Genomic DNA, 21,904 nt, shown 5'->3' on the forward strand with positions numbered 1-21,904 from the left:
GGGGTGGACGAGACGCCGGGCGGCTCCGTGCCCGGGGACGGAGCGCCGGTCATGACGGCGTCGGAGCGCATCGCGCGGCTGATCCTGCGGCGCAACCGGCTGTGGCTGGCGCTGCTTCTGGCGGTGCTGGCGGGGCTGGCCGCCGGCCTGCCGCGGCTGGAGGTTTCGTCGGACAACCGCGCCTTCTTCGGGCGGGAGAACGAGGAATACCGCCAGCTCCTGGCGCTGGACGCGACCTATGCCGACAGCAGCGGGCTGTTGTTCCTGATGGTGCCGCCGGAAGGCACGGCCTTCGAGCCCGCCGCCCTGGAGGCGTTGCGCCGGTTCACCGACGCCGCCTGGCAGATCCCGTATGTCCTGCGCGTCGACAGCGCCGCGAACCAGTCCGTCTCGCGCGCGGAAGGCGACGAGATCATCGTCGAGCCGCTGCTGGAGGAGGTCACGCCCGAGGCCGCGGCGCGGTTCGAGGAGCGGCTGATGGGGCTGGAGGAGGCCGTCGGCCGGCTGGTCGCCGAGGACGGCAGCGCCTATGGCATGAGCGTGCAGGTGGTGCTGCCCGAGGCGGAGGGCACGACCGAGGAAGTGGTCGGCCACGTCCGCGCGATGATCGAGGACTGGCGCGCCGATTATCCGGGCTGGGAGTTCCGGGTGACGGGCGGCATGCTGGGCGGCCTGACGCTGGAACAGGTGGCGCTCGACGACCTGTTGCGGCTGGTGCCCGCCTCGGCCGCCATCGTGCTGCTGTTGCTGGTCTTTCTGATGCGCACGTTGGTCGGGGCGGCGGTGACGCTGGCGGTCGTTCTGTCGGGCACCGTGGCGACGCTGGGCTTCGCGGGCTGGACGGGCGTGGTGCTGACCGCGGGGACGGCGATCAGCCCCTTGTCGGTGACGGTGCTGATCACGGCGTCCAGCATCCATGTCATGCTGAGCTGGATGCGCAAGCGCGAGGCGGCGGGGCCGGACGCCGCCGCGGAAGAAGCGCTGGCAGAGAACCTGGGCGCGGTCACGGTGACGAACCTGACGACGGCCTTCGGATTTCTGTGCCTGAACTTCAGCGAGTCGCCGCCCCTGCGCGACATGGGCAACATCATCGCCTTCGGGCTGATGGTGGGGCTGGCGGCGACATTCGTGATGCTGCCGGCGGGGCTGCGCTTCGACCGGCGCGAGCATGCCGGGCGCATCCCGATCAGCGCGGCGCTGATGGAGCGGCTGGCCGGGGGCATCCTGCGCCGCTGGCGGTGGTGGCTGTGGGGCTTTCCGCTGGCCGTCGTCGTGGCGCTGACCGGCATCGCGCGGATCGGCTACGACGACAGCATCTACCGCTATTTCGACGACCGCTACGAGTTCCGCCGGGCTGCCGACGCGATCACCGAGAAGCTGTCGGGGCTGGAATCGATGCAGTTCTCGTTCCACGCGCCGGAAGGGGCCAACGTCTTCGACCCCGAGTTCCTGCGCGCGATCGACCGGTTCTCGGCCTGGCTGGAGGACCAGCCGGAGGTCGTGTCGGTCTCGTCCATCGCGGCGATCCTGAAGCGGCTGAACGAATCGATGAACGGCGGCGACGCGGCGTTCCGGACGATTCCCGACAGCCGCGAGGCGAATGCGCAGCTGATGATGTTCTACGAGTTCTCGCTGCCGGTGGGGATGGACCTGACCTCGACCATCGACGTCAGCCGCACCCAGACCCGGCTGATCGCGTCGCTCAGGGTGGCGGATTCGAACGAGACCCGCGCGCTGGCCGACGCGGCGGAGGCGTGGCTGGCCGAGAACGAGCCGCTGCTGGACGCGCCGGCCTCGGGGCTGTCGGTGGCCTTCGCGCGGCTCAGCCAGCGCAACAACCAGCAGATGCTGCTGGGGCTGGGGGCGGTGCTGATCTTGATCTCGGGCACGATGGTGGTGACGCTGCGCAGCGTGAAATACGGCGCGATCAGCCTGGCGCCGAACCTGGTGCCCGCGGTGCTGGCCTTCGGGCTGTGGGGCTGGACCTTCCGCGACGTGAACCTGGGCTCCACCGTGGTGACGACGATGACCTTCGGCATCGTGGTGGACGACACGGTGCATTTCCTGATGCACTATCTGCGGCGAAAACGGGCGGGCCTGGACGCCGCGGCGGCGCTGCGCGACACCTTCTCGGTCGTCGGCGCGGCAATCGTGATCACGACGCTGGCGCTGATGGCGGGATTTGCGGTCATGACCTTGTCAGGCTTCGTGATCAACCAACATATTGGCGCACTGACCGTATTCGTGGTTGGCTTCGCCGTGCTGGCGGATTTGCTGTTCCTGCCGGCCCTTCTTTACGCCTTCAGGGGGAAAGACTGATGCACCTCACCCGGAGAGTCCTGCTGACCGGCGCGGCCGCCGCGGCCCTGGTCCCGTCCGCCGTCGCCGCCCAGAGCGCGCGCGAGAAGGGCGAGCGCATCGCGCGCGAGGCCGCCGCGCGGACCGAGGGCTACGGCGATCTCTCGGCCACGGGCGAGATGATCCTGAAGAGCGCGGGCGGCCAGACGAGCACCCGGCGATTCGACGTGAAATGGGTCGAGACCGGCGGCGGCGCCTCGCGCTCGCTGCTGGTGTTCAACTGGCCCGGCGACATCCGCAACACGGCGCTCCTGACCCACAGCTACGAGGGCCGCAGCGACGACCAGTGGCTGTGGCTGCCCTCGCTCAACAAGGTGCGGCGGATCTCGTCGTCGGGGCGCAGCGGGTCCTTCGTGGGCAGCGAGTTCGCCTACGAGGACATGACCGACCAGGAGGTCGAGGAGTTTACCCATACCTGGGTGCAGGACGGCGCCGGGCCGGGCGGCATCGCCTGCCATATCGTCGACCGGCGGCCGAAATCGGCCTCGGGCTACAGCCTGCAGCGCGTGTGGTTCGACCGGCAGCATCTGCGGGTGCAGCAGGTGCAGTATTTCGACCGCCGCGGCGCGCATCTGAAGACGCTGCGAGTGAGCGGCTACCGGCTGTACCAGGGGCGCTTCTGGCGCGCAGGCCGGATGGATATGCAGAATCACCTGACCGGCAAGGCGACCACGCTGACCTGGTCGAACTACCGCTTCGACACCGGCGTGAACCCCAACGTGCTGACCCCGAATGCGCTGAAGCGGATTCGCTGAGCCGAAGCGTCGCAAGGCGGCCACTGTCCCCCAGGAATCCGCCTCGGCAGGATTGACTGACGCCGCGGCAGCGGTAAGCGTTCCGGTACGCTTTCGGGGGAATAGTGATGTTGAATAAATTATTGGGCCGCACGGGGTCGGCGCTGTGCCTGGCCGTTGCCATTCCGAGCACCGCAGCGATGGCAGAGACGGCAGTCGACGTCTCCGGTCAGATCGATTTCGGCGCGCGGTTCTATTTCGACGACGGGCTTTATGCCGGGCAGGACGCGGCCGGCGGCCAGTTCTTCATGGGCGCCACTCTGAACGCCGAGATGGATGCCGGGCCGGGGCGGTTCACGTTCCAGATCAAGGGACGCGAGGATACCGACGGGGCGCGGTCGATCCTCAACCTGAAGCGGGCGTATTACACGCAGGTCTTCGACAACTGGGATCTGCTGATCGGGGTGAACACCGAGAACTGGGGCGTGGCCGACAGCCATTCGGTGCTGAACGTCATCAACCCGCGCGACGAGACCGACATGATCTATGGCGGCGAGTTCATCGGCACGCCGATGATCAACGCCAACGTCCCGACCGCGGCCGGTACGTTCAGCGCCTATGCGCTGCTGGGCTTCGTGCAGCCCAACCTGCCGGACGCGGCGTCGCGTCAGCGCGCGCTGTGGCCGACGGCGGAGAGCCGCGCCTATTACCAGGAAGGCGACGGGCGCAATTTCGACTTCGCCTTCCGCTGGACCAAGACGCTGTCGGTCGGCGGCGGCGGGCTGGACCTGGCCGCGTCCTATTTCAACGGCACCAGCCGGTCGCCCCTGGCGCTTCCGGGCTGCATCACCTCGGTCGGGCCGGTGACCGAAGCGATCTGCTCGGCCGTGAACGATGCCATCGTCGGCGCCTTCGAGGGCGGCTTCCCGGCGGCGAGCGATCCGCAGGATCTGTTCGACGCGCTCGACACGCTGCCCGAAGGGGTGGTGGACGCGGCCATGGCGCTTGCCTCGGGGCTGCCGGCCGTCGGGTTCGTGCCGTATTACCAGAAGGTCCAGCACGGCGGGCTGAGCGCCGTCTACGTCCACGGCGATGCGCAGCTCCGGGGCGAGCTGGCCTATACGGTGCCCTCGGGCGAGGACGGCTTCTTCGCCGGGGTGGTCGGCGGCGACTACACCTTCTCGGGGATCGGCCGCACGGGGGCGTCGCTGACGCTGGTGGCCGAGTATCTGTGGCACGACCGCTCCACCCGGCATCCCGGCTCGATCTTCGACAACGACGTGTTCCTCGGAGCGAACTTCCTTCTGAACGACACCCGCGACACGCGGTTCCGGATCGGCGGCTTCCACGACCTCGACACCCAGGCGCAGCTGTTCCAGCTCTCCGCCTCCACCCGGGTGAACGACAGCACGCGGATCGAGCTGAACGCGATGCATGTCGAGGCCGACGGCTGGTCGGACCCGCTGTCCTTCATCGACAACGACAATTTCGTCGAGCTGAAGATCTCCACCTACTTCTGACGCGCCCCTGACGCGCGCTCGTCGCGCCTGGGGACGCACCCGGAGAGGCCGCCGCGGCTTGACAGCCACGGCGGCCTCTTCTTTCAGTATCCACGCGGGCTGTAGGAGAGCGACCGATGCGGATGACGACCGAAGAAGCCTTCGTGAAGGGGCTGCAGCGCCACGGGATCGAACATGCCTTCGGCATCATCGGCTCGGCCTTCATGCCGATCTCCGACCTGTTCCCGAAGGCCGGCATCACCTTCTGGGACTGCGCGCATGAAGGCTCGGGCGGGATGATGGCCGACGGCTTCACCCGCGCCTCCGGCAGGATGTGCATGATGATCGCCCAGAACGGCCCCGGCATCACCAACTTCGTGACGGCCGTGAAGACGGCCTACTGGAACCACACGCCGCTGCTGCTGGTCACCCCGCAGGCGGCGAACCGGACCATCGGGCAGGGCGGGTTCCAGGAGGTGGAGCAGATGGCCGCCTTCCGCGACATGGTCGCCTACCAGGAGGAGGTGCGCGATCCCTCCCGCGTGGCCGAGGTGCTGAACCGCGTCATCGTCAACGCCCGCCGCGCCTCGGCGCCCGCGCAGATCAACATCCCCCGCGACGTCTGGACCCAGGTCGTGGACATCGAGATCCCCGAACCGGTGGAGTTCGAGCGGCCGGGCGGCGGCGAGACGGCGCTGGCCGAGGCGGCGGCGCTGCTGTCGGACGCGACCTTCCCGGTGATCCTGAACGGCGCCGGCGTGGTGCTGGCCGGCGCGATCCCGGACACGATCGAGCTGGCCGAACGGCTGTCGGCCCCGGTCTGCGTCGGCTACCAGCACAACGACGCCTTCCCGGGCTCGCACCCGCTCTTCGCCGGGCCCCTGGGCTATAACGGCTCCAAGGCGGCGATGGAGCTGATCAAGCGCGCCGATGTGGTGCTGGCGCTCGGCACACGTCTCAACCCGTTCTCGACGCTGCCGGGCTACGGCATCGACTACTGGCCGAAGCAGGCCAGGATCATCCAGGTCGACATCAACCCCGACCGGATCGGGCTGACCAAGGCGATCTCGGTCGGCATCGTCGGCGACGCGAAGAAGGTGGCACGGACGCTCTTGGCCAAGCTCTCCGACGGCGCCGGCGACACCGACCGCGACAAGCGCGCGGGCGCCATCGCGCAGATCAAGTCCGCCTGGGCGCAGGAGCTGTCCTCGATGGACCACGAGGAGGACGACCCCGGCACCACCTGGAACGAACGCGCCCGCGCCGCGAAACCCGACTGGCTGAGCCCGCGCAAGGCGTGGCGCGCGATCCAGGCGGCGCTCCCGCGCGAGGCGATCATCTCGTCGGACATCGGCAACAACTGCGCCATCGGCAACGCCTACCCATCCTTCGAAGCGGGGCGGAAGTATCTCGCACCCGGGCTGTTCGGCCCCTGCGGCTACGGCCTGCCCGCCATCGTCGGCGCCAAGATCGCCTGCCCGGACACGCCGGTCGTGGGCTTCGCCGGCGACGGCGCCTTCGGCATTGCTGTCACCGAACTCACCGCCATCGGCCGGCCGGAATGGCCCGCGATCACCCAGATCGTGTTCCGCAACTACCAGTGGGGCGCGGAGAAGCGGAACTCGACGCTCTGGTACGACGACAATTTCGTCGGCACCGAACTGGGCGAGGGCGTGTCCTATGCTCGGCTCGCCGAGGCCTGCGGGCTGAAGGGCGTGGTCGCGCGCACGATGGAGGAGCTGACCGAGGCGTTGGACCGGGCGATCCGGGACCAGATGGAGAATGGCGTGACCACGCTGATCGAGGCAATGATCAACCAGGAGCTGGGCGAGCCGTTCCGCCGCGACGCGATGAAGAAGCCGGTGGAGGTGGCGGGCATCGACCCGGCCGACATGCGCCCGCAATTGCCCGTCTGAGCGCCACCTGCTGCTTCTTCTCGTTGAAAAATACGCAAATCCCGGCGGGGCAACTGGCGCCTGTCGTCGCCCCGTGATGTGATCCGGAGACACTTGCCCCGAGTGCCCCGAGTGCACCGAGCCGAACAGGAGCCCCCATGCCGGACCCCTATCCGTTTCTCTCCACCGCGACGCCCACCGTCCCGGCCCGCCTGATGGCGCAGGCGCGCGCGCGCCCCGTGCCGCGCGTGGCGCTGGTCAATGCCGGTGCGGCCAACCCGCTGGCCGGCATCCGCGAGGCGGCGGAGGAGGGGCTGGCCGAGCCGGTGCTGATCGGCGACGAGGCCAAGATCCGCGCCGCGGCCGAAGAGATCGGATACGACATCGCGCCGTTCCGGCTGATCCACGCCCCGCATGCCGAGGCCTCGGCGAAGGCGGCGGAGCTGGCCCGCCACGGCGAGGCGGACGCGATCATGAAGGGGCAGGTGCATACCTCGACCTTTCTCAAGGGGCTGTTGCCGTCGAAGGCGGGGCTCAGGGACAAGGGGACGCGCTGCGGCCACGTCTTCCACATCACCGCGCCGGGGCACGACCGGCCGCTTCTGCTGACCGACGCGGCGCTCAACGTAGACCCGGATGTCGAGACCCGGCAGGCCTGCCTGACCCACGCGGTGCGGCTGGCCGAGATCCTCGGCGTGGAGCGGCCGCGCGCCGGGCTGCTGGCGCCGACGGAGGACCCGATCCCGACGGTGCCGAACACGATGGAAAGCGCGGCCATCGCGACCTGGGCGAAAGACCATCTGCCCGATGCCGACGTCGCGGGGCCGATCGCGATGGACCTGATCCTGTCGAAGCGCGCGGCCGAGATAAAGCATTACCACAGCCCCGTCGCGGGGGACGCCGACATCATCCTGACGCCGAACATCACCACCGGCAACGCGGTGTTCAAGCTTATGGTGATGGGCATGGGCTGCTGCGCCGGCGGGCTGGTGATGGGCTGCCGGGTGCCGATCCTGCTGACCTCGCGCAGCCAGGAGGCGCCGGACCGCATCGCCTCGGCCGCGCTGGGGGTGATCGTGGCGGACGCGCAGAAACGGGCGATGGCGGCCTGATGCTGCTGGTGCTGAACACCGGCTCCTCCTCGATCAAGGCGGCGCTGTTCCGGCCGGACCTGACCGAGGTGCTGTCAGGCCATGTCGCCGGCATCGGCCAGAAGCAGGGGGCCGAGCTGGCGCTGGGCGAGACGTCGCGCGCGGTGGCGGCGCCGGATCACAAGGCCGCGCTCGCCGCGTTCCTGTCGGCGCTGGAGGAGGCCGGCGCCGGCGAGGTCACGGCGGCCGCGCACCGGGTGGTGCATGGCGGGGCCGAGCTGACGGCGCCGGTGCGGCTGACGCCCGAGGCGATCCGGGTGATCGAGGCGAACGTGCCGCTCGCGCCGCTGCACAACCCGCCCGGGCTGGCCGGGATCGAGGCGATGCGCGACGCCCGCCCCGACCTGCCGCAATTCGCCAGCTTCGACACCGCCTTTCACGCCACCCAGTCGGAGGTCGCCACGGCCTATGCGATCCCGAAGGCGCTGCGCGACAAGGGTATCCGCCGCTACGGCTTCCACGGGCTGAGCTATGCCGGGATGGTGGCGCAGTTCGGCGCCGCCCTGCCGCGCCGCCTGCTGGCGCTGCATCTGGGCGCAGGGGTCAGCCTGTGCGCGATCCGCGAGGGGCGGTCGGTGGCCACGACGATGGGCTACTCGCCGCTCTCCGGGCCGACCATGGCGACGCGGTCGGGCGACATCGACGGGATGGCCGTGCTGCGGCTGGCCGAGGAGACGGGCATCGAGGAGGCGGGCCGCGTGCTGAACCGCGACTCGGGGCTGAAGGGCCTGGGCGGCACCGCGGACATGCGCCGTCTGCTGGCGAGCGACGCCCCGGAGGCGCGGTTCGCCGTCGATCACTTCGTCTGGACCGTGGTCGAGCAGGCCGGCCGGCTGATCGCCGCGATGGACGGGGTGGACGCGGTGGCCTTCACCGGCGGCATCGGCGAGAACGCCGGCGAGATTCGGGACCGGGTGATGGCGCGGCTGGCCTGGCTGGGCGAGCTGCCGGTTCACGTCGTTCCGGCCGAGGAGGAGCGCCAGATCGCCCGGGATGCCTTTGCGCTGATGGGCTGAGCCTCAGCGGGTATCGTTCGGGTGCAGGAACAGCTCCTTGTAGCCGGTGCGCGGGTCGTCCGCACGGCGGAAGGCTACGGCGGAGGTCAGCCCGAGCACGATCTCCGCCGTCGTCCGCACCGTGCAACCCGGCAGCAGGTGGCCGCCGGTCATCCGGCCCTCGGCGTCCGATACGGCCAGGTGCAGGTGCGGCCCCTCGGCCGAGAGGGTGCCGGACAGCGCCACGATCTCCAGCGGCCCCGGCACCGCCAGCGGGTCGTCGCGGCCGGCGGGGCGCAGGCGGGCCCCGGTCAGGCTGCCGATGCAGGCCGCGACGAAGCCGGCGGTCTCGGGCGCGGCGGCGAAGGCGGCCTCCAGCGCGCGGCGCAGGTCGTCGCCCGGTTGCAGGCGCAGCGCGACGAAGCGCGTCGCGGCGGCGGGCCAGCTGGCGGAGAGGTCGGCATCGGACATGCGCGGCAGCCTAGATCGGGACGCGCGGGATGTCTGCCCGCGGGTCAGCTCCGATACGGATCGTCCAGCACCGGCACCGTCTTCACCCAGTCGCCGTAATCGCCGCTGGTGGCGCGGGCGTGCAGCGACAGAAGGTCGTCGACGGGCGTTTCGCTGTAATCCACCCGCAGGGTCAGCGGCGGGATGTCGGGACCGACGACCAGCAGCGCGGCCGACAGAAGCCCCCGGCTGTCGCCGCCGGCCCGCTCGCCCGCGCGGATCGCGGCGAGCAGGCGGTCGGGCAGGTTGCCCTCGGCCGCGCGGTAGCCGTCGGCGATCGCGTCGAGGACTGCTTCGCTCGACAGGAGATTGCCGGAGGCGACGAAATCCGGCCCCTCGCGGCTGCCCTTCACATCGGTGTTGTCGTGGCCGGTATGCACCGCCGTCCGGCCCTGCAGGTCCAGCACCGCGAGCTGGCGCGCCGCGCGCCCGGCGTCCGCGTCGACGACGCGGGGCAGCGCCTCGGGCGCGGAGGCTCCCCGGGCCATCTCGGTCAGGACATCCTCGCCCCAGAAGGTGCTGGGCGCGGCCCCCTGCGAGGCCGAGGCGCCGCCGCGGGGATTCGCGCGCAGAACCCAGCCGCCGACGCAAAGACTGCCCGTCGTGGCGGCCCCGCCGACCCAACCCGTGTCACGATCGAGCGCAAGGATTGAAAATGTCATGGTTTCTCCCTCCTTGCCCATATTTATCATGAAAATTTTGATTCACGAGAATTATCATGATAATTTAGCGGAACAGTCCAACGGAGGGAAATCCATGCAACTCATCACCTGGACGCGCCGGGCCGTCTTCGCTGCCGCCGGCGCGCTTCTGGCTGCGGGGACGGTCGGCAGCCTGCCGGCCCAGGCGCAGACGCCGCCGGGCGTGCTGGTCGTCGGCCAGATCGCCGAGCCCAAGTCGCTCGACCCCGCCGCCGTCACCGCGGTCAACGACTTCCGTATCCTGATGAACATCTATGACGGGCTGGTGCGCTACAAGTCCGGCACGCTGGAGGTCGAGCCGGCGCTGGCCGAGAGCTGGGAGATCAGCGAGGACGGCACCGAGTACACGTTCAACCTGCGCGACGGCGTGAGCTTTCACGACGGCACGCCGTTCAACGCCGAGGCGGTGGTCTTCAACTTCGAGCGGATGCTGGACGAGGACCATCCCTATCACGACACCGGCCCGTTCCCGCTGGCCTTCTTCTTCTCGTCGGTCGACACGGTCGAGGCGGTGGACGACCTGACGGTGAAGTTCACCCTGTCGGCGCCCTACGCGCCGTTCCTGTCGAACCTGGCCTATCCCACGGGCCTGATCGTCTCGCCCGCCGCGGTGGAGCAGCACGGCGAGGATTTCGGCCGCAACCCGTCGGGCACAGGCCCGTTCCACTTCGTCGAGTGGCGCTCGAACGAGGCGGTCGTGGTCGAGAAGAATGCCGATTACTGGGACGGCGCGCCGGCGCTTGAGGCGGTGATCTACCGCCCGATCACCGACGCCAACACCCGCGTGGCCGAGATGCTGGCGGGCGGGATCGACCTGATGGTCGAGGTGCCGCCGGTGGCGCTTTCGGAGTTCGAGGGCGACGAGTTCACGGTGCACGAGCAGTCCGGCCCGCATGTCTGGTTCCTGATCCTGAACCTCAAGGAGGGCCCGTTCGCCGAGAAGCTGGTGCGCCAGGCCGCGAACTACGCGATCAACAAGTCGGCGCTGGTCAACGATGTGCTGGAGGGCACCGCCGAGGTCGCCGCCGGCCCGACGCCGCCGGCCTTCGCCTGGGCCTATAACGAGGAGCTGGAGCCCTATCCCTACGATCCGGAGAAGGCCCGCGAATTGCTGGACGAGGCCGGCGTCGAGAACCCGGAGCTGACCTTCTACGTCACCGAGGGCGGCTCGGGTATGCTGGACCCGGTGGCCATGGGCACCGCGATCCAGGCCGATCTGGAGGCCGTGGGCTTCGACGTGACCATCGAGACCTACGAGTGGAACACCTTCCTGGGCGAGGTGAATCCGGGGCTGGAGGGCAAGGCGGACATGGCCGAGATGGCCTGGATGACCAACGACCCCGACACGCTGCCCTACCTGGCGCTGCGCACCGATGCCTGGCCGTCGGAGGGCGGGTTCAACTCGGGCTATTATTCCAACCCCGAGGTGGACGAGCTTCTGGAAAAGGCCCGCGTGTCGACCTCGCAGGAGGAGCGCGCGGAGCTCTACAAGGAGATGCAGGAGATCGTGCAGGAAGACGCGCCCTGGGTCTTCGTGGCGAACTGGAAGCAGAACGCGGTGACCTCGGACGCGGTGGAGAACTTCCAGCTGGAGCCGTCGTTCTTCCTGCTGTTGAAGGACGTCGTGAAGAACTGAAGGTTCGGGCCGGGCTTGCACCCGGCCCGACCCGCGCGCCGCCCGTGCCGGGCGGCGCGTGCCTCCGGCGGGAGTATTTCCGCCAAGATGAAGATGGGGCGCTTCGGCCCGGCCGGACCCGCATCCCGAAAGGAGGGCGCCCATGGGGGGCTATATCGTCAAACGCCTTCTCTCCGCGATTCCCGTCCTGCTGGGCATCACGGTCATCGTGTTCCTGATCATGGCGCTGATCCCGGGCGACCCGGCCACGGCGATCCTGGGCAGCTACGCGACGCCGGAAAACGTCGAGAAGATCAACCGCGACCTCGGGCTCGACAAGCCGCTGGTGGCGCGGTACTTCATCTGGCTCGGCAACATGCTGACCGGGGATTTCGGGCGCTCCTTCTCGCTCAACCGGCCGGTCATCGACGAGGTGCTGGAGCGGTTCGGGGCGACGCTGGTGCTGGCTGGCACGGCCTTTATCATCTGCACGATCTTCGGGATCATCGCGGGCGTGATCTCGGCCGCGCGGCAGTACGGGCTGGCGGACAAGGCGATCACCTTCGCGGTGCTGATCGGCATCTCGATCCCGTCCTTCTTCCTCGGCATGATGATGATCCTGGCCTTCGCGGTGGAACGGCGCTGGTTTCCGGTCTCGGGGATGTACGCGATCTATGGCGGCGGCGATCTGGCGGATCTCGCCTGGCACCTGGTGATGCCGGCCATCGCGCTGGCGGTGGTGGCCACCGGCGTCATCGCGCGGCTGTCGCGCTCGGCGATGCTGGAGGTGCTGCGGCAGGACTATATCCGCACCGCGCGGGCCAAGGGCGTGCATGAGCGCCGCGTGATCTGGACCCATGCGCTGAAGGCGGCGATGGTGTCGATCATCCCGGTCCTCGGCATCCAGGCGGGCTTCGTCCTGTCCGGGGCGGTCTATATCGAGATCGTGTTCCAGTGGCCCGGCGTCGGCCGGATGCTGGTGAACGCGATCCTGCAGCGCGACATCCTGCTGGTGCAGGGCGGCGTGGTCTTCGTCGCGGCCTGCTACGTGCTGTTCAACATCGCCGTGGACGTGGCGCAGAGCCTGCTGGACCCGAGGATCAAGACATGACCCAGTTCATCAAGCTCCTCGCCCGGAACCAGCTGGCGCTTGCCGGCGGGATCATCCTGTCCATCGTGGTGCTGGTGTCGATCCTGGTGCCGATCCTGCCCCTGCAGCCGCCCGACGTGACCAATACCGCAGACCGCTTCATGGCGCCGTTCAGCGAAGGCCATTGGCTGGGCACCGACCACCTGGGCCGCGATCTGCTGTCGCGGCTTCTCTGGGGCACCCGGCTGAGCCTGGCCGTGGGCGCGGCGGCGGCCATCGTGGCGGCCGTCATCGGCTCGGCCATCGGGATCGTCGCGGGGTATTTCGGCGGCACGACGGACAACGTCATCATGCGCGGCGTCGACATGCTGATGGCTTTTCCCTACATCCTCTTGGCACTGGCCATCGTCGCGGCGCTGGGGCCGGGGCTGATGAACGCGCTGATCGCCGTGGCGGCCGTCAACATCCCGTTCTTCGCGCGGAACATCCGCGGCATCACCGTGGGCATCGCGCACAAGGAATTCGTGGACGCGGCGAAGCTCGCGGGCAAGGGGCACCTGACGATCCTGACGACAGAGATCCTGCCGAACGTGGTGCCGGTCATCGTGATCGCCATGTCGACCACCATCGGCTGGATGATCCTGGAGACGGCGGGGCTCTCGTTCCTCGGGCTGGGCTCGCAGCCGCCGCAGGCGGATCTCGGCTCGATGCTGGGCGAGGCGCGCTCGGCGCTGATCACCAACCCGCATACCTCGGTCGTGCCGGGCCTGATGATCTTCATCATCGTGATGTCGATCAACCTGCTGGGCGACGGCGTGCGCGACGCTTTGGACCCGCGGCTGCGCTCGGGCGCGCTGAGCCGGCCGAAGCCGACGACCACCGTGGCGCGGCAATCCTCGCCGCCGCACGGGCCGGGCGAGGGGGTGCTGGACATCCGCGAGCTGGAGACGCAGTTCCACGTGGGCAAGCGCGTGTTCAAGGCGGTGAACCAGGTGAGCCTGAACATCGAGCCCGGCGAATGCCTGGGCGTGATCGGCGAGAGCGGCTCGGGCAAGTCGGTCACGGCGCTGTCGGTGATGGGACTGGTGGCCTCGCCACCCGGGGTCATCACCGGCGGCGCGGTGTTCCATGGCGGGCAGGACCTCGTCGGCGCGCGGTATTCGACGCTGCGGCGGCTGCGCGGGGACAAGGTGGCGTATATCTTCCAGGATCCGCTGTCGACGCTGCACCCGCTGATCCGCGTCGGCGAGCAGCTGGCCGAGGCGATCCGGGTGCACCATCCGGTCGGCAAGGCGGAGCTGCGGCAGCGGGCCATCGACCTGCTGAACGACGTGCGCATCCCCAATGCCGAAAGCCGGGTGGACAGCTATCCGCACGAGATGTCGGGCGGGATGCGGCAGCGGGTGGCGATCGCCATGGCGCTGGCCAACGAGCCGGAGGTGATCATCGCGGACGAGCCCACGACGGCGCTGGACGTGACGGTGCAGGCGCAGGTGCTGTCGCTGCTGGACGACCTCAGGCGCGAGCATAACGTGGCGATCATGTTCATCACCCACGACTTCGGCGTGGTGGCGCAGCTCTGCGACCGCGTGGCGGTGATGTATGGCGGCCAGATCGTCGAGCAGGGGACGACCGACGACATCCTCGCCAACCCGGCGCATCCCTACACCAGGAAGCTGATGGAATGCGTGCCCGAGCTGGGCGCCGGCCGGCGCGAGCTTGCGGCGATCCCGGGCCTGCCGCCGGCGGTGGACGACCTGCCGCCCGGCTGCGCCTTTGCCCCGCGCTGCCACAAGGCGCAGGCGGAGTGTACGAAGGCGCCCATCGAGATGACCCGTGGGGGCGGCCGGGCCGTCCGGTGCCTCTATCCCGAGACCAAGCTCGTCGAGGAGGAGCCGGCATGAGCCTCGCGCTGCAACTGGACGACCTGTCCAAGACCTTTCCGGTCGGCAAGCCGCTGTTCGGGCCGGCCAAGGCCCATGTGCGCGCCGTGCGGCCCGTGACGCTGCAGGTCGAGACGGGCGAGACGCTGGGCATCGTGGGCGAGTCCGGCTGCGGCAAGTCCACGCTGGCGCGGATGCTGGTGGGGCTGCTGCCGCCCTCGACCGGGGAGATCAAGATCGAGGGGCATCGGCTGAACAACGCCAATCCGGCCGAGTTCGGGCGCTCGATCCAGTACGTGTTCCAGGACCCGATCAGCTCGCTGAACCCGCGCAAGTCGATCCGCTCGATCCTGGAGGTGCCTCTGAAGCGGCTGCACGGGATGAACGCGGAGGCGCGGCGCGCGCGGATCAGCGAGATCTTCGCCTCCGTCAACCTGCGCGAGGAATTCCTGGAGCGCTACCCGCACGAATTCTCGGGCGGGCAGGCGCAGCGCATCGGCATCGCCCGGGCGCTGGCGGCCAACGCGCGGATCATGGTGCTGGACGAGCCGGTCTCGGCGCTGGACGTGTCGGTGCAGGCGCAGGTGCTGAACCTTCTGGCGCGGCTGAAGGGGGAGTTCGGACTGACCTACCTGTTCATCTCCCATGACCTGGCCGTCGTGGAGGCGGTCAGCGACCGGGTGGCGGTGATGTATTTCGGCGCCGTGGTCGAGGTCGGCAAGGCGGAAAAGATCTTCGCCGCGCCGCGACATCCCTACACCAACCTGCTGGCCGGCTCGGCGCCGGTGGTCGGTCGGCCCTTGACGCCGCCCGAGGCGAAGGGCACGGAGCTTCCCGACCCGCTCAATCCGCCGCCCGGTTGCCCCTTCGCGCCGCGATGCCCGAAGGCGACGGAGATCTGCCGCGACGTGGACCCGCCGCTCGAACAAATGGGAGAGGATCAGTTTGCCGCCTGTCACCACCCGCTCGATGCCTGAACCCGGCCCGGACCGGCTGAGCCGGCCCGCGCAGGTGGCCGAGGCGATCAAGACCTGGGTGGTCGAGCAGAACATGGGCCCCGGCGACCGGCTGCCGAACGAGGGCGAGCTGATCGAGCGGTTCGGCATGGCCAAGGGCACCATCCGCGAGGCGATGCGGATCCTGGAGGCGCAGGGGCTGGTGAAGACGCGGACCGGGCCGGGGGGCGGCTCGTTCGTCCACGCGGTCAGCGAGGTGCGGGCGCGGGCGCTTCTGGCGAACTATTTCTATTTCAAGGATCTGACCGTCTCGGACATCTACCAGCTTCGCATCGCGCTGGAGCCGGAGATGGCGGCGGGGCTGGCAGGCAATCTGGACCAGGAGCAGCTTCGAGCGCTGGCCGACAAGCTGGCCGACTACGAGAACCCGCCGGGCAGCGCCGAGGAGGAGCGGGCGCAGCACGTGGCGTCGCTGGAATTCCACGCGCTGCTGGCGAGCTACGCGGAGAACCCGCTTCTGAGTTTCGTGATCGGCTTCATGGCGCAGATGCTGTCGGACCTGACGGTCTATCGGCGGCTCTACGAACCCCGGAACTATGACCTGTGGCGCATGGGGCGCGACCATCAGGAGGCGCTGCTGTCCGAGCTGCGGCGGGGCGACGGGGCGGCCGCCCATGCCATCATGAAAGAGCATATGGAGGCCGCGCGCGACTTCATGGTCCGGCAGGAAGCCGAGATGGAGCGGCGGTTCCTGGAGGGGCGGTGACGCGCTGTCCCGCCCCGGCCGGCGGCCGGCGCCGCTACTTGGCCAGCTCCTTTGCCAGTTCGCAGGCGATATAGGCGACGCAGGCCGCGTCGTTGCCGCCGGAGCATTGCGCCTTGGCCTGCGCGCATTCCGACCCGCCGCCGCCGGCGTTCTGGCCCTTGAGGTAGTTGTAGTATTCGACCCCCTGCCGCGTGAACTTGCGGTTCGCGGGCGGCCCGGCATGGCAGAACGAACATTGCGCGCCGGTGTCGTTGGCGTATTGCGGCAGGGCGGCGGCCGGCGCGGCGAGTGCGAGGGCGAGAAACGGGGCAAGGAGGAAGCGGCGCATGAAAGAGACCTTTGTCGGGGAAATGAAACGCCTTCGCTGAAGACGCGGGTGGAAATAACTTCCCCTACGTTAGCCGGCACGCCGGAGCCTGGCCAGTCACTTTCGGCCCGGGCGCGGACCAGGGGCCCAAACGCAGCGCGCCGCCCCGGGGCGGGACGGCGCGGTAAGGGTCTGACTGTGCAGGCGCGTCAGTCGAAGGATTTCTCGATCCGGTCCAGCGTCTGCATCGCCGACAGCACGTCGTGGACCGAGCTGTTCGGCTCGCGCCCCTCCTTGATGGCCGAGACGAACTCGCGGTCGATCAGCTCGATGCCGTTGTTCGACACCGCCACGTCCGACAGGTCCACCGGATTCTCGTAGCCGTCGACGAGGTCGTCGTAGCGGGCGATGTAGGTGCCGTTGTCGCAGATGTAGCGGAAGAAGGTGCCGAACGGCCCGTCGTTGTTGAACGACAGCGACAGGGTGCAGATGGCGCCGTCGGCCGCCTTCATGCCGATGGCCATGTCCATGGCGATGCCGAGTTCCGGGTGCTTGGGCCCCTGCAGGCCGAACGCCTCCTTCACCTGGCCGCCGGTCTGGTACTGGAACAGGTCGACCGTGTGGCAGGCGTGGTGCCACAGCAGGTGATCGGTCCAGCTGCGCGGCTCGCCCTTGGCGTTCTTGTTCTCGCGGCGGAAGAAGTAGGTCTGCACGTCCATCTGCTGGATCTTCAGCTCGCCCGCCTGGATCTTGTTGTTGATCCACTGATGCGACGGGTTGAAGCGGCGGACCTGGCCGGCCATCGCCAGCACGCCGGTCTCCTTCTGCTTGGCGCAGATCGCCTCGGAATCCGCCAGGCTGTCGGCCATCGGGATCTCGATCAGCACCGGCTTGCCGGCCTCCATGCACTGGATCGCCTGCTCGGCATGGAGCTGCGTGGGGGTGGCGAGGATGACGGCGTCGACGTCGTCGCGGGCCAGGCTCTCGCCCAGGTCGGTCGTGGCGTGGCCGATGCCCTGCTCGGCGGCCAGCGCGTCGATCTTTTCCTTGGTCGGGCCCATGACGGAGGTGACCTCGATCTCGTCGATGGCGCTCAGCGCTTCCAGGTGCTTCTTGCCGAACGCGCCATAGGCGCCGGCGACACAGATACGCATGTCTTCACTCCCTCAGTCGTTGGTTCGGCAGGGAAACGCCGCGGTCAGGCCGCGACGTTTTCCAGGATGATGTGGCCGACGGCGGTGTTGGAGGCGGGCACGTGGTAGTGGCGGTGCACTTCCTTGACCTCGTCGTCCAGCGCGCCGCGCATGACGTGCCACATGACCATCTCGACGCCTTCGGAGCCGGCCTCGCGCAGATATTCCACATGCGGAATCTGGCTGGCGAAGACCGGGTCCTCGGTCAGCAGGTCGAGGAACCGCTGGTCCCATTCGCGGTTGATCAGGCCGGCGCGCTTGTACTGCAGCTGGTGGCTCATGCCGCCGGTGCCGAAGACCATGACGTTCAGATCCACGGGGTAGCTTTCGATCGCGCGGCGCACCGCCTTGCCCAGCTGGTAGCAGCGGTTGCCGGTGGGCGCCGGGTACTGCACCACATTGACGGCGAGCGGGATGACGAGGCAGGGCCATTCGTCCTCAGGCGAGACCTCGCCGAACATGACCGACAGCGGCACGGTCAGGCCGTGATCGACCTCCATCTCGTTCATGATGGTCATGTCGAACTCGTCCAGGATCAGCGACTGGGCGATGTGGCTTGCGAGCTTCTGGTGGTTCTTCACCACCGGCACGGGGCGCGGGCCCCAGCCTTCGTCGGCCGGCTGGAATTCCGCCGCCGCGCCCAGCGCGAAGGTCGGGATGCAGGAGGCGTCGAAGGCGGTGCAGTGGTCGTTGTAGACCAGGAAGATCACGTCGGGCTTGTTCTCCTTCATCCACTTGCGGGAGAACTCGAAGCCGTCGAACACGGGTTTCCAGTACGGCTGGTCGGTGATCTTGGTGTCCATCGCCACGCCGATGGCGGGCACGTGGGAGCAGCCCACGCCTGCGGTGATACGGGCCATCAGTCTTCGTCTCCCCATTCGGTCTTGTAGCGGTTGCCATCGATCGGCCGGCCGCCGTGGAGCATCATCTCGCGGTACTTCTCGACCCCCATGCCGGTCATCAGGCCGGCGAGGTTCTGGAAGTTGATGCCGTCATTCGCGGCGAGCTTCGAGGTGTAGTAGATGTTGCCGCCGAGCGCGAGCAGGCGGTTCCAGTCGCGCTTGAGCACCGCGTCGCGCTGTTCGGCGGTCATCGGGTACTTGTCGAGGTATTTCTCCTCGTCGGCGTTGAACTCGTCGCGGTTCTTCTGGAGCCGCAGCGAGATGCAGAACTGGTTCAGGTGGTAGCCTTCGCGCGAGCGGTCGGCGTCGAACACGAAAGTACCGGGAATGTCCTCATAGTCCTTTTCGGGCATCGCATCCTCCCATGGATCGGGCGCGCCGGGCGTGGCGCCTGTCTGTTATGTGTCTTTTTCGCGGGCGAGAACAAGCCGCGCGCACGCATGACACGGCAGCCGGGAGGACGCCCGGCCACGCGACGCTGTCTAGCAGGCACGCGCGGGGGGCTGTAATTCGAATCCGCCGGCCGATATTGGAAAATGCTATATCGACGGGCCGGGCGCGGTCGGCTCCGCGGCGTCGCGCGGGGCGTGGCGGCGCAGGAGTTCGATGAATCGGGCCTGTCCCTCGGTCGGCCGCCAGCCGTCGCGATAGGTCAGGCCGATGGTCCGCGCGCCGCCCTCCAGCGGGATCGGCAGCGGCGCGATATCGCCGCGCTTCTCCTCCTCGGCGATCTGGTGGCGCGAGATGATCGACACATAGGGCCCCTGCGCCAGCAACCCGCGCAGGAAGACCAGCGACGAGGAGACCACGCGCACCGGGGTCGCCGGGCGCTCCTGGATGCGCAGCGTCTCGAACAGGTAGCCGCCGGCGGGCGTGTCGCGCGGCGGGGCGACCCAGGGGTAGGCGAGCGTGTCCTCGACGCTCGGCGCGCGGTAGGAGAACAGCGGGTGCGACGGATGGGCGACGAGCGCCAGCGCGTCGTCGAACAAGGGCTCCTGGACGATGTCCTCGGCCGGGGACGGGTCGCGCAGGGCGCCGATCAGGCAGTCGAGATCGCCCTCGCGCAGGGCGCGCAAGAGCTGTGGGTAGCGGCCGTCGACGACGCGGATCTGCATGCCGGGGTCGGTGCCGACCAGCGCGTTGACGGCGCGGGGCAGGATGGTGGTCCGCGCCAGCGGCAGGCTGCCGATGGTGAAGCTGCCCGCGCCCGCGCCCTGGCTGTGGGCGATCTCGTCGGTGCCCTGCCGGATCTCGGCCTGCGCCAGCTTGGCGCCGCGGGTGAAGGCCTGCGCCGCGGCGGTGAGTTCCACGCCGACCGGCGTGGCGGTGAACAGGGTGAGGCCCGACAGCGCCTCCAGCGTGCGGGCGGCGCGGTGGATGGTGGGTTGCGACACGCCCAGGGTGCGGGCGGCCACGGTGAAGCTGCCGGCATTGGCGATGGCGATCAGGGCGCGTAGCTGCGCGGCGGTGACGAGCCGGTCGAACCCCTCCTTGCGCGCGGTGCTGCGGCCGGTCTTGAGCGCCGCGCGGGCGCCCTGCGCCAGGTGGTCCAGCGCCGTGCGGACCCGGCGGGCAAAGAGCGCGCCGGCCGGCGTCGGCGCCAGCGTCCGTGCCCGGCGGATCAGCAGCGGGACGCCGAGATCGCGCTCCAGCCCGGCGATGGCCTGGGTGGCGGCGGGCTGCGACAGGTGGCAGCGCCCGGCGGCGACCGAGACCGAGCCCGCGCGCACGGCCTCGGCAAAGACGCGCATGTGACGTATGTTCGGAAAAGCGGCGTCCATTGTCCGGCGACTCGCGGGGCTGGGTATAGCGAAATCTTATCCTGGCGATGCCATTCGAAATAGGCAATCCGGGCCCGCTGGGCAATAACGGCGCCGAAGACCACACCGGGAGGACTCCATGGCCGACAACAAGACGGCGCTGGTGATCAGCGCGCATTCCGCCGATTTCGTCTGGCGCGCGGGCGGCGCCATCGCGCTGCACCAGTCGCGGGGCTACGAGGTCACGGTGGTCTGCCTGTCCTACGGCGAGCGCGGCGAGAGCGCCAAGCTGTGGAAGCAGGAGGGCATGACTCTGGACAAGGTGAAGGCCGCGCGCGAGGAAGAGGCGCGCAACGCCGCCGCCGCGCTGGGCGTGTCCGACATCCGGTTTCTGGACCGGGGCGACTATCCGCTGGATCTGGGCCGCGAGACGCTGGACATGATGGTCGACATCATCCGCGAGGTGCAGCCGAACTTCATGTTCAGCCACTCCAAGTGGGATCCCTACAACACCGACCACATGCGCACGACCGACTTCGCGCTGGAGGCCCGCATGGTCGCGCAGGCCTGGGGCCACAACCCCGGCCAGAAGGTGCTGGGCGCGCCGCAGCTTTACCTGTTCGAGCCGCACCAGACCGAGCAGATGGAGTGGAAACCGAACGTCTTCCTCGACATCACGCCGGTCTGGGACAAGAAATGGGCCGCGATCCAGTGCATGCAGGGGCAGGAGCACCTGTGGCATTTCTACGAGAACGTGGCCGAGAACCGGGGCAACCATTTCCGCCGGAACTCCGGCGGGCAGGCGGGCGGCCGCGACTGCCGCTATGCCGAGGGCTTCCAGATGGTGTTCCCGCAGACCGTGGACGAGCTGTCATGAGCTATCAGCCGGGAACGACCGGAATCGTCGTCCAGTCCATCGAGCGCGCCGACCGGGCGGTGATCGACGGGCTGGCGGAATGCGGCGTGGCCACGGTGCACGAGGCGCAGGGGCGCAAGGGGCTTCTGGCGGCTTACATGCGGCCGATCTACACCGGTGCGCGGGTGGCGGGCTCTGCCGTGACCATCCTGGCGGCGCCTTGCGACAACTGGATGATCCATGTCTGCATCGAGCAGCTGCAGGAAGGCGACATCATGGTGCTGGGCACGATCACGCCGTCGGATGCGGGCTATTTCGGCGACCTCTTGGCGACCTCGGCGATGCAGCGCGGCTGCAAGGGGCTGGTGATCGACGGCGGCGTGCGCGACGTGCGCGACCTGACCGAGATGGGCTTTCCGGTGTGGTCGAAGGCGGTGCATGCGCAGGGGACGATCAAGGAGACGCTGGGCTCGGTGAACGTGCCGGTGATCTGCGCCGACGCGCATGTGAACCCGGGCGACGTGATCGTGGCCGACGACGACGGGGTCTGCGTGGTGCGCCGCGAGGAGGCCGCCGAGGTGCTGGAGAAGGCGCGGGCACGGGAGGCCAACGAGGCGGAGAAGCGCAAGCGGTTCGAGGCCGGGGAACTGGGGCTCGACATCTACGGCATGCGCGAGAAGCTGGAGAAGGCGGGGCTGAAATACGTCTGAGGGGTTTCGCCGCGCTGCGCGCG

General features: G+C 68.9%; 20 protein-coding genes. 13 read left to right on the forward strand and 7 right to left on the reverse strand.

Annotation, left to right across the window (positions count from 1 at the left end; genetic code table 11):
• The first annotated feature begins 51 nt into the window (after positions 1-51).
• The 6 genes from P1J78_RS14090 to P1J78_RS14115 all read left to right on the forward strand — a co-directional run bounded on the left by P1J78_RS14090 (position 52) and on the right by P1J78_RS14115 (position 8,653).
• Positions 52-2,319 carry an efflux RND transporter permease subunit gene (locus tag P1J78_RS14090; RefSeq protein WP_275568015.1) on the forward strand — a complete coding sequence of 756 codons (2,268 nt, stop codon included), beginning with the start codon at positions 52-54 and terminating at the stop codon, positions 2,317-2,319.
• Entirely contained in the window at positions 2,319-3,113 is a 795-nt protein-coding gene (locus P1J78_RS14095; RefSeq protein ID WP_275568016.1) for an outer membrane lipoprotein-sorting protein, read from the forward strand. Before P1J78_RS14090 ends, P1J78_RS14095 begins: the two co-directional genes overlap by 1 nt.
• A gap of 179 nt (positions 3,114-3,292) precedes the next feature.
• Positions 3,293-4,612 carry a hypothetical protein gene (locus P1J78_RS14100; protein ID WP_275568017.1) on the forward strand — a complete coding sequence of 440 codons (1,320 nt, stop codon included), beginning with the start codon at positions 3,293-3,295 and terminating at the stop codon, positions 4,610-4,612.
• A gap of 116 nt (positions 4,613-4,728) precedes the next feature.
• Positions 4,729-6,507 carry a sulfoacetaldehyde acetyltransferase gene (xsc, locus tag P1J78_RS14105; protein WP_275568018.1) on the forward strand — a complete coding sequence of 593 codons (1,779 nt, stop codon included), beginning with the start codon at positions 4,729-4,731 and terminating at the stop codon, positions 6,505-6,507.
• 137 nt (positions 6,508-6,644) lie between these two features.
• A complete protein-coding gene (locus tag P1J78_RS14110) occupies positions 6,645-7,598 on the forward strand; it encodes a phosphate acyltransferase (RefSeq protein ID WP_275568019.1) in 954 nt (317 codons plus the stop codon).
• The gene (locus P1J78_RS14115) at positions 7,598-8,653 is read left to right on the forward strand and encodes an acetate/propionate family kinase (protein WP_275568020.1); all 1,056 of its coding nucleotides are present in this window, start codon (positions 7,598-7,600) and stop codon (positions 8,651-8,653) included. Before P1J78_RS14110 ends, P1J78_RS14115 begins: the two co-directional genes overlap by 1 nt.
• Positions 8,654-8,656: 3 nt before the next feature.
• On the opposite strand, the gene P1J78_RS14120 is transcribed toward P1J78_RS14115, so the two are convergent.
• Positions 8,657-9,103, reverse strand: a complete 447-nt coding sequence (locus P1J78_RS14120; protein ID WP_275568021.1) for a PPC domain-containing DNA-binding protein — start codon at positions 9,101-9,103, stop codon at positions 8,657-8,659.
• Positions 9,104-9,147: 44 nt separating this feature from the next.
• The gene (locus P1J78_RS14125) at positions 9,148-9,804 is read right to left on the reverse strand and encodes a DUF1028 domain-containing protein (RefSeq protein WP_275568022.1); all 657 of its coding nucleotides are present in this window, start codon (positions 9,802-9,804) and stop codon (positions 9,148-9,150) included.
• A gap of 94 nt (positions 9,805-9,898) precedes the next feature.
• Here P1J78_RS14125 and P1J78_RS14130 point away from each other — a divergent pair, with 94 nt between their 5' ends.
• The 5 genes from P1J78_RS14130 (at position 9,899) to P1J78_RS14150 (ending at position 16,153) form a co-directional block, all read left to right on the forward strand.
• On the forward strand, positions 9,899-11,479 hold the full coding sequence (locus tag P1J78_RS14130) for an ABC transporter substrate-binding protein (protein WP_275568023.1): 1,581 nt from the start codon (positions 9,899-9,901) through the stop codon (positions 11,477-11,479).
• Positions 11,480-11,621: 142 nt separating this feature from the next.
• On the forward strand, positions 11,622-12,569 hold the full coding sequence (locus P1J78_RS14135; protein ID WP_275568024.1) for an ABC transporter permease: 948 nt from the start codon (positions 11,622-11,624) through the stop codon (positions 12,567-12,569).
• Positions 12,566-14,452: a dipeptide/oligopeptide/nickel ABC transporter permease/ATP-binding protein gene (locus tag P1J78_RS14140; RefSeq protein WP_275568025.1), complete on the forward strand. Its 1,887-nt coding sequence runs from the start codon at positions 12,566-12,568 to the stop codon at positions 14,450-14,452. Before P1J78_RS14135 ends, P1J78_RS14140 begins: the two co-directional genes overlap by 4 nt.
• A complete protein-coding gene (locus P1J78_RS14145; protein ID WP_275568026.1) occupies positions 14,449-15,408 on the forward strand; it encodes an ABC transporter ATP-binding protein in 960 nt (319 codons plus the stop codon). Before P1J78_RS14140 ends, P1J78_RS14145 begins: the two co-directional genes overlap by 4 nt.
• Positions 15,401-16,153, forward strand: coding sequence for a FadR/GntR family transcriptional regulator (locus tag P1J78_RS14150; RefSeq protein WP_275568027.1), 753 nt, complete (start codon positions 15,401-15,403; stop codon positions 16,151-16,153). Before P1J78_RS14145 ends, P1J78_RS14150 begins: the two co-directional genes overlap by 8 nt.
• A gap of 34 nt (positions 16,154-16,187) precedes the next feature.
• On the opposite strand, the gene P1J78_RS14155 is transcribed toward P1J78_RS14150, so the two are convergent.
• The 5 genes from P1J78_RS14155 to P1J78_RS14175 all read right to left on the reverse strand — a co-directional run bounded on the left by P1J78_RS14155 (position 16,188) and on the right by P1J78_RS14175 (position 20,306).
• Positions 16,188-16,481, reverse strand: coding sequence for a hypothetical protein (locus P1J78_RS14155; protein ID WP_275568028.1), 294 nt, complete (start codon positions 16,479-16,481; stop codon positions 16,188-16,190).
• A 188-nt stretch (positions 16,482-16,669) separates the two neighbouring features.
• Positions 16,670-17,614, reverse strand: coding sequence for a Gfo/Idh/MocA family oxidoreductase (locus P1J78_RS14160; protein WP_275568029.1), 945 nt, complete (start codon positions 17,612-17,614; stop codon positions 16,670-16,672).
• A gap of 44 nt (positions 17,615-17,658) precedes the next feature.
• Positions 17,659-18,513: a class III extradiol dioxygenase subunit beta gene (locus P1J78_RS14165; RefSeq protein ID WP_275568030.1), complete on the reverse strand. Its 855-nt coding sequence runs from the start codon at positions 18,511-18,513 to the stop codon at positions 17,659-17,661.
• Positions 18,513-18,908 carry a protocatechuate 4,5-dioxygenase subunit alpha gene (gene ligA, locus P1J78_RS14170; protein ID WP_275568031.1) on the reverse strand — a complete coding sequence of 132 codons (396 nt, stop codon included), beginning with the start codon at positions 18,906-18,908 and terminating at the stop codon, positions 18,513-18,515. The genes P1J78_RS14165 and ligA overlap by 1 nt, the downstream gene beginning before the upstream one ends.
• A gap of 186 nt (positions 18,909-19,094) precedes the next feature.
• The gene (locus P1J78_RS14175) at positions 19,095-20,306 is read right to left on the reverse strand and encodes a LysR family transcriptional regulator (protein WP_275568032.1); all 1,212 of its coding nucleotides are present in this window, start codon (positions 20,304-20,306) and stop codon (positions 19,095-19,097) included.
• A gap of 148 nt (positions 20,307-20,454) precedes the next feature.
• Between P1J78_RS14175 and P1J78_RS14180 the strand changes: the two genes are divergently transcribed.
• Together P1J78_RS14180 and ligK are read left to right on the forward strand one after the other, a co-directional pair.
• On the forward strand, positions 20,455-21,192 hold the full coding sequence (locus P1J78_RS14180; RefSeq protein WP_275568033.1) for a PIG-L deacetylase family protein: 738 nt from the start codon (positions 20,455-20,457) through the stop codon (positions 21,190-21,192).
• On the forward strand, positions 21,189-21,881 hold the full coding sequence (gene ligK / locus P1J78_RS14185) for a 4-carboxy-4-hydroxy-2-oxoadipate aldolase/oxaloacetate decarboxylase (protein ID WP_275568034.1): 693 nt from the start codon (positions 21,189-21,191) through the stop codon (positions 21,879-21,881). Before P1J78_RS14180 ends, ligK begins: the two co-directional genes overlap by 4 nt.
• The last annotated feature ends 23 nt before the right edge of the window (positions 21,882-21,904 follow it).

The organism is Psychromarinibacter sediminicola, from assembly GCF_029168335.1.
Lineage (GTDB): Bacteria > Pseudomonadota > Alphaproteobacteria > Rhodobacterales > Rhodobacteraceae > Psychromarinibacter > Psychromarinibacter sediminicola.

What these genes read in the sequence shown, in the direction of transcription:
- P1J78_RS14090 (WP_275568015.1), top strand. Translation starts at nt 52, where the DNA reads ATGACGGCGTCGGAGCGCATCGCGCGGCTGATCCTGCGGCGCAACCGG.
- P1J78_RS14095 (WP_275568016.1), top strand. Translation starts at nt 2,319, where the DNA reads ATGCACCTCACCCGGAGAGTCCTGCTGACCGGCGCGGCCGCCGCGGCC.
- P1J78_RS14100 (WP_275568017.1), top strand. Translation starts at nt 3,293, where the DNA reads ATGGCAGAGACGGCAGTCGACGTCTCCGGTCAGATCGATTTCGGCGCG.
- xsc (WP_275568018.1), top strand. Translation starts at nt 4,729, where the DNA reads ATGCGGATGACGACCGAAGAAGCCTTCGTGAAGGGGCTGCAGCGCCAC.
- P1J78_RS14110 (WP_275568019.1), top strand. Translation starts at nt 6,645, where the DNA reads ATGCCGGACCCCTATCCGTTTCTCTCCACCGCGACGCCCACCGTCCCG.
- P1J78_RS14115 (WP_275568020.1), top strand. Translation starts at nt 7,598, where the DNA reads ATGCTGCTGGTGCTGAACACCGGCTCCTCCTCGATCAAGGCGGCGCTG.
- P1J78_RS14120 (WP_275568021.1), bottom strand. Translation starts at nt 9,103, where the DNA reads ATGTCCGATGCCGACCTCTCCGCCAGCTGGCCCGCCGCCGCGACGCGC.
- P1J78_RS14125 (WP_275568022.1), bottom strand. Translation starts at nt 9,804, where the DNA reads ATGACATTTTCAATCCTTGCGCTCGATCGTGACACGGGTTGGGTCGGC.
- P1J78_RS14130 (WP_275568023.1), top strand. Translation starts at nt 9,899, where the DNA reads ATGCAACTCATCACCTGGACGCGCCGGGCCGTCTTCGCTGCCGCCGGC.
- P1J78_RS14135 (WP_275568024.1), top strand. Translation starts at nt 11,622, where the DNA reads ATGGGGGGCTATATCGTCAAACGCCTTCTCTCCGCGATTCCCGTCCTG.
- P1J78_RS14140 (WP_275568025.1), top strand. Translation starts at nt 12,566, where the DNA reads ATGACCCAGTTCATCAAGCTCCTCGCCCGGAACCAGCTGGCGCTTGCC.
- P1J78_RS14145 (WP_275568026.1), top strand. Translation starts at nt 14,449, where the DNA reads ATGAGCCTCGCGCTGCAACTGGACGACCTGTCCAAGACCTTTCCGGTC.
- P1J78_RS14150 (WP_275568027.1), top strand. Translation starts at nt 15,401, where the DNA reads ATGCCTGAACCCGGCCCGGACCGGCTGAGCCGGCCCGCGCAGGTGGCC.
- P1J78_RS14155 (WP_275568028.1), bottom strand. Translation starts at nt 16,481, where the DNA reads ATGCGCCGCTTCCTCCTTGCCCCGTTTCTCGCCCTCGCACTCGCCGCG.
- P1J78_RS14160 (WP_275568029.1), bottom strand. Translation starts at nt 17,614, where the DNA reads ATGCGTATCTGTGTCGCCGGCGCCTATGGCGCGTTCGGCAAGAAGCAC.
- P1J78_RS14165 (WP_275568030.1), bottom strand. Translation starts at nt 18,513, where the DNA reads ATGGCCCGTATCACCGCAGGCGTGGGCTGCTCCCACGTGCCCGCCATC.
- ligA (WP_275568031.1), bottom strand. Translation starts at nt 18,908, where the DNA reads ATGCCCGAAAAGGACTATGAGGACATTCCCGGTACTTTCGTGTTCGAC.
- P1J78_RS14175 (WP_275568032.1), bottom strand. Translation starts at nt 20,306, where the DNA reads ATGCGCGTCTTTGCCGAGGCCGTGCGCGCGGGCTCGGTCTCGGTCGCC.
- P1J78_RS14180 (WP_275568033.1), top strand. Translation starts at nt 20,455, where the DNA reads ATGGCCGACAACAAGACGGCGCTGGTGATCAGCGCGCATTCCGCCGAT.
- ligK (WP_275568034.1), top strand. Translation starts at nt 21,189, where the DNA reads ATGAGCTATCAGCCGGGAACGACCGGAATCGTCGTCCAGTCCATCGAG.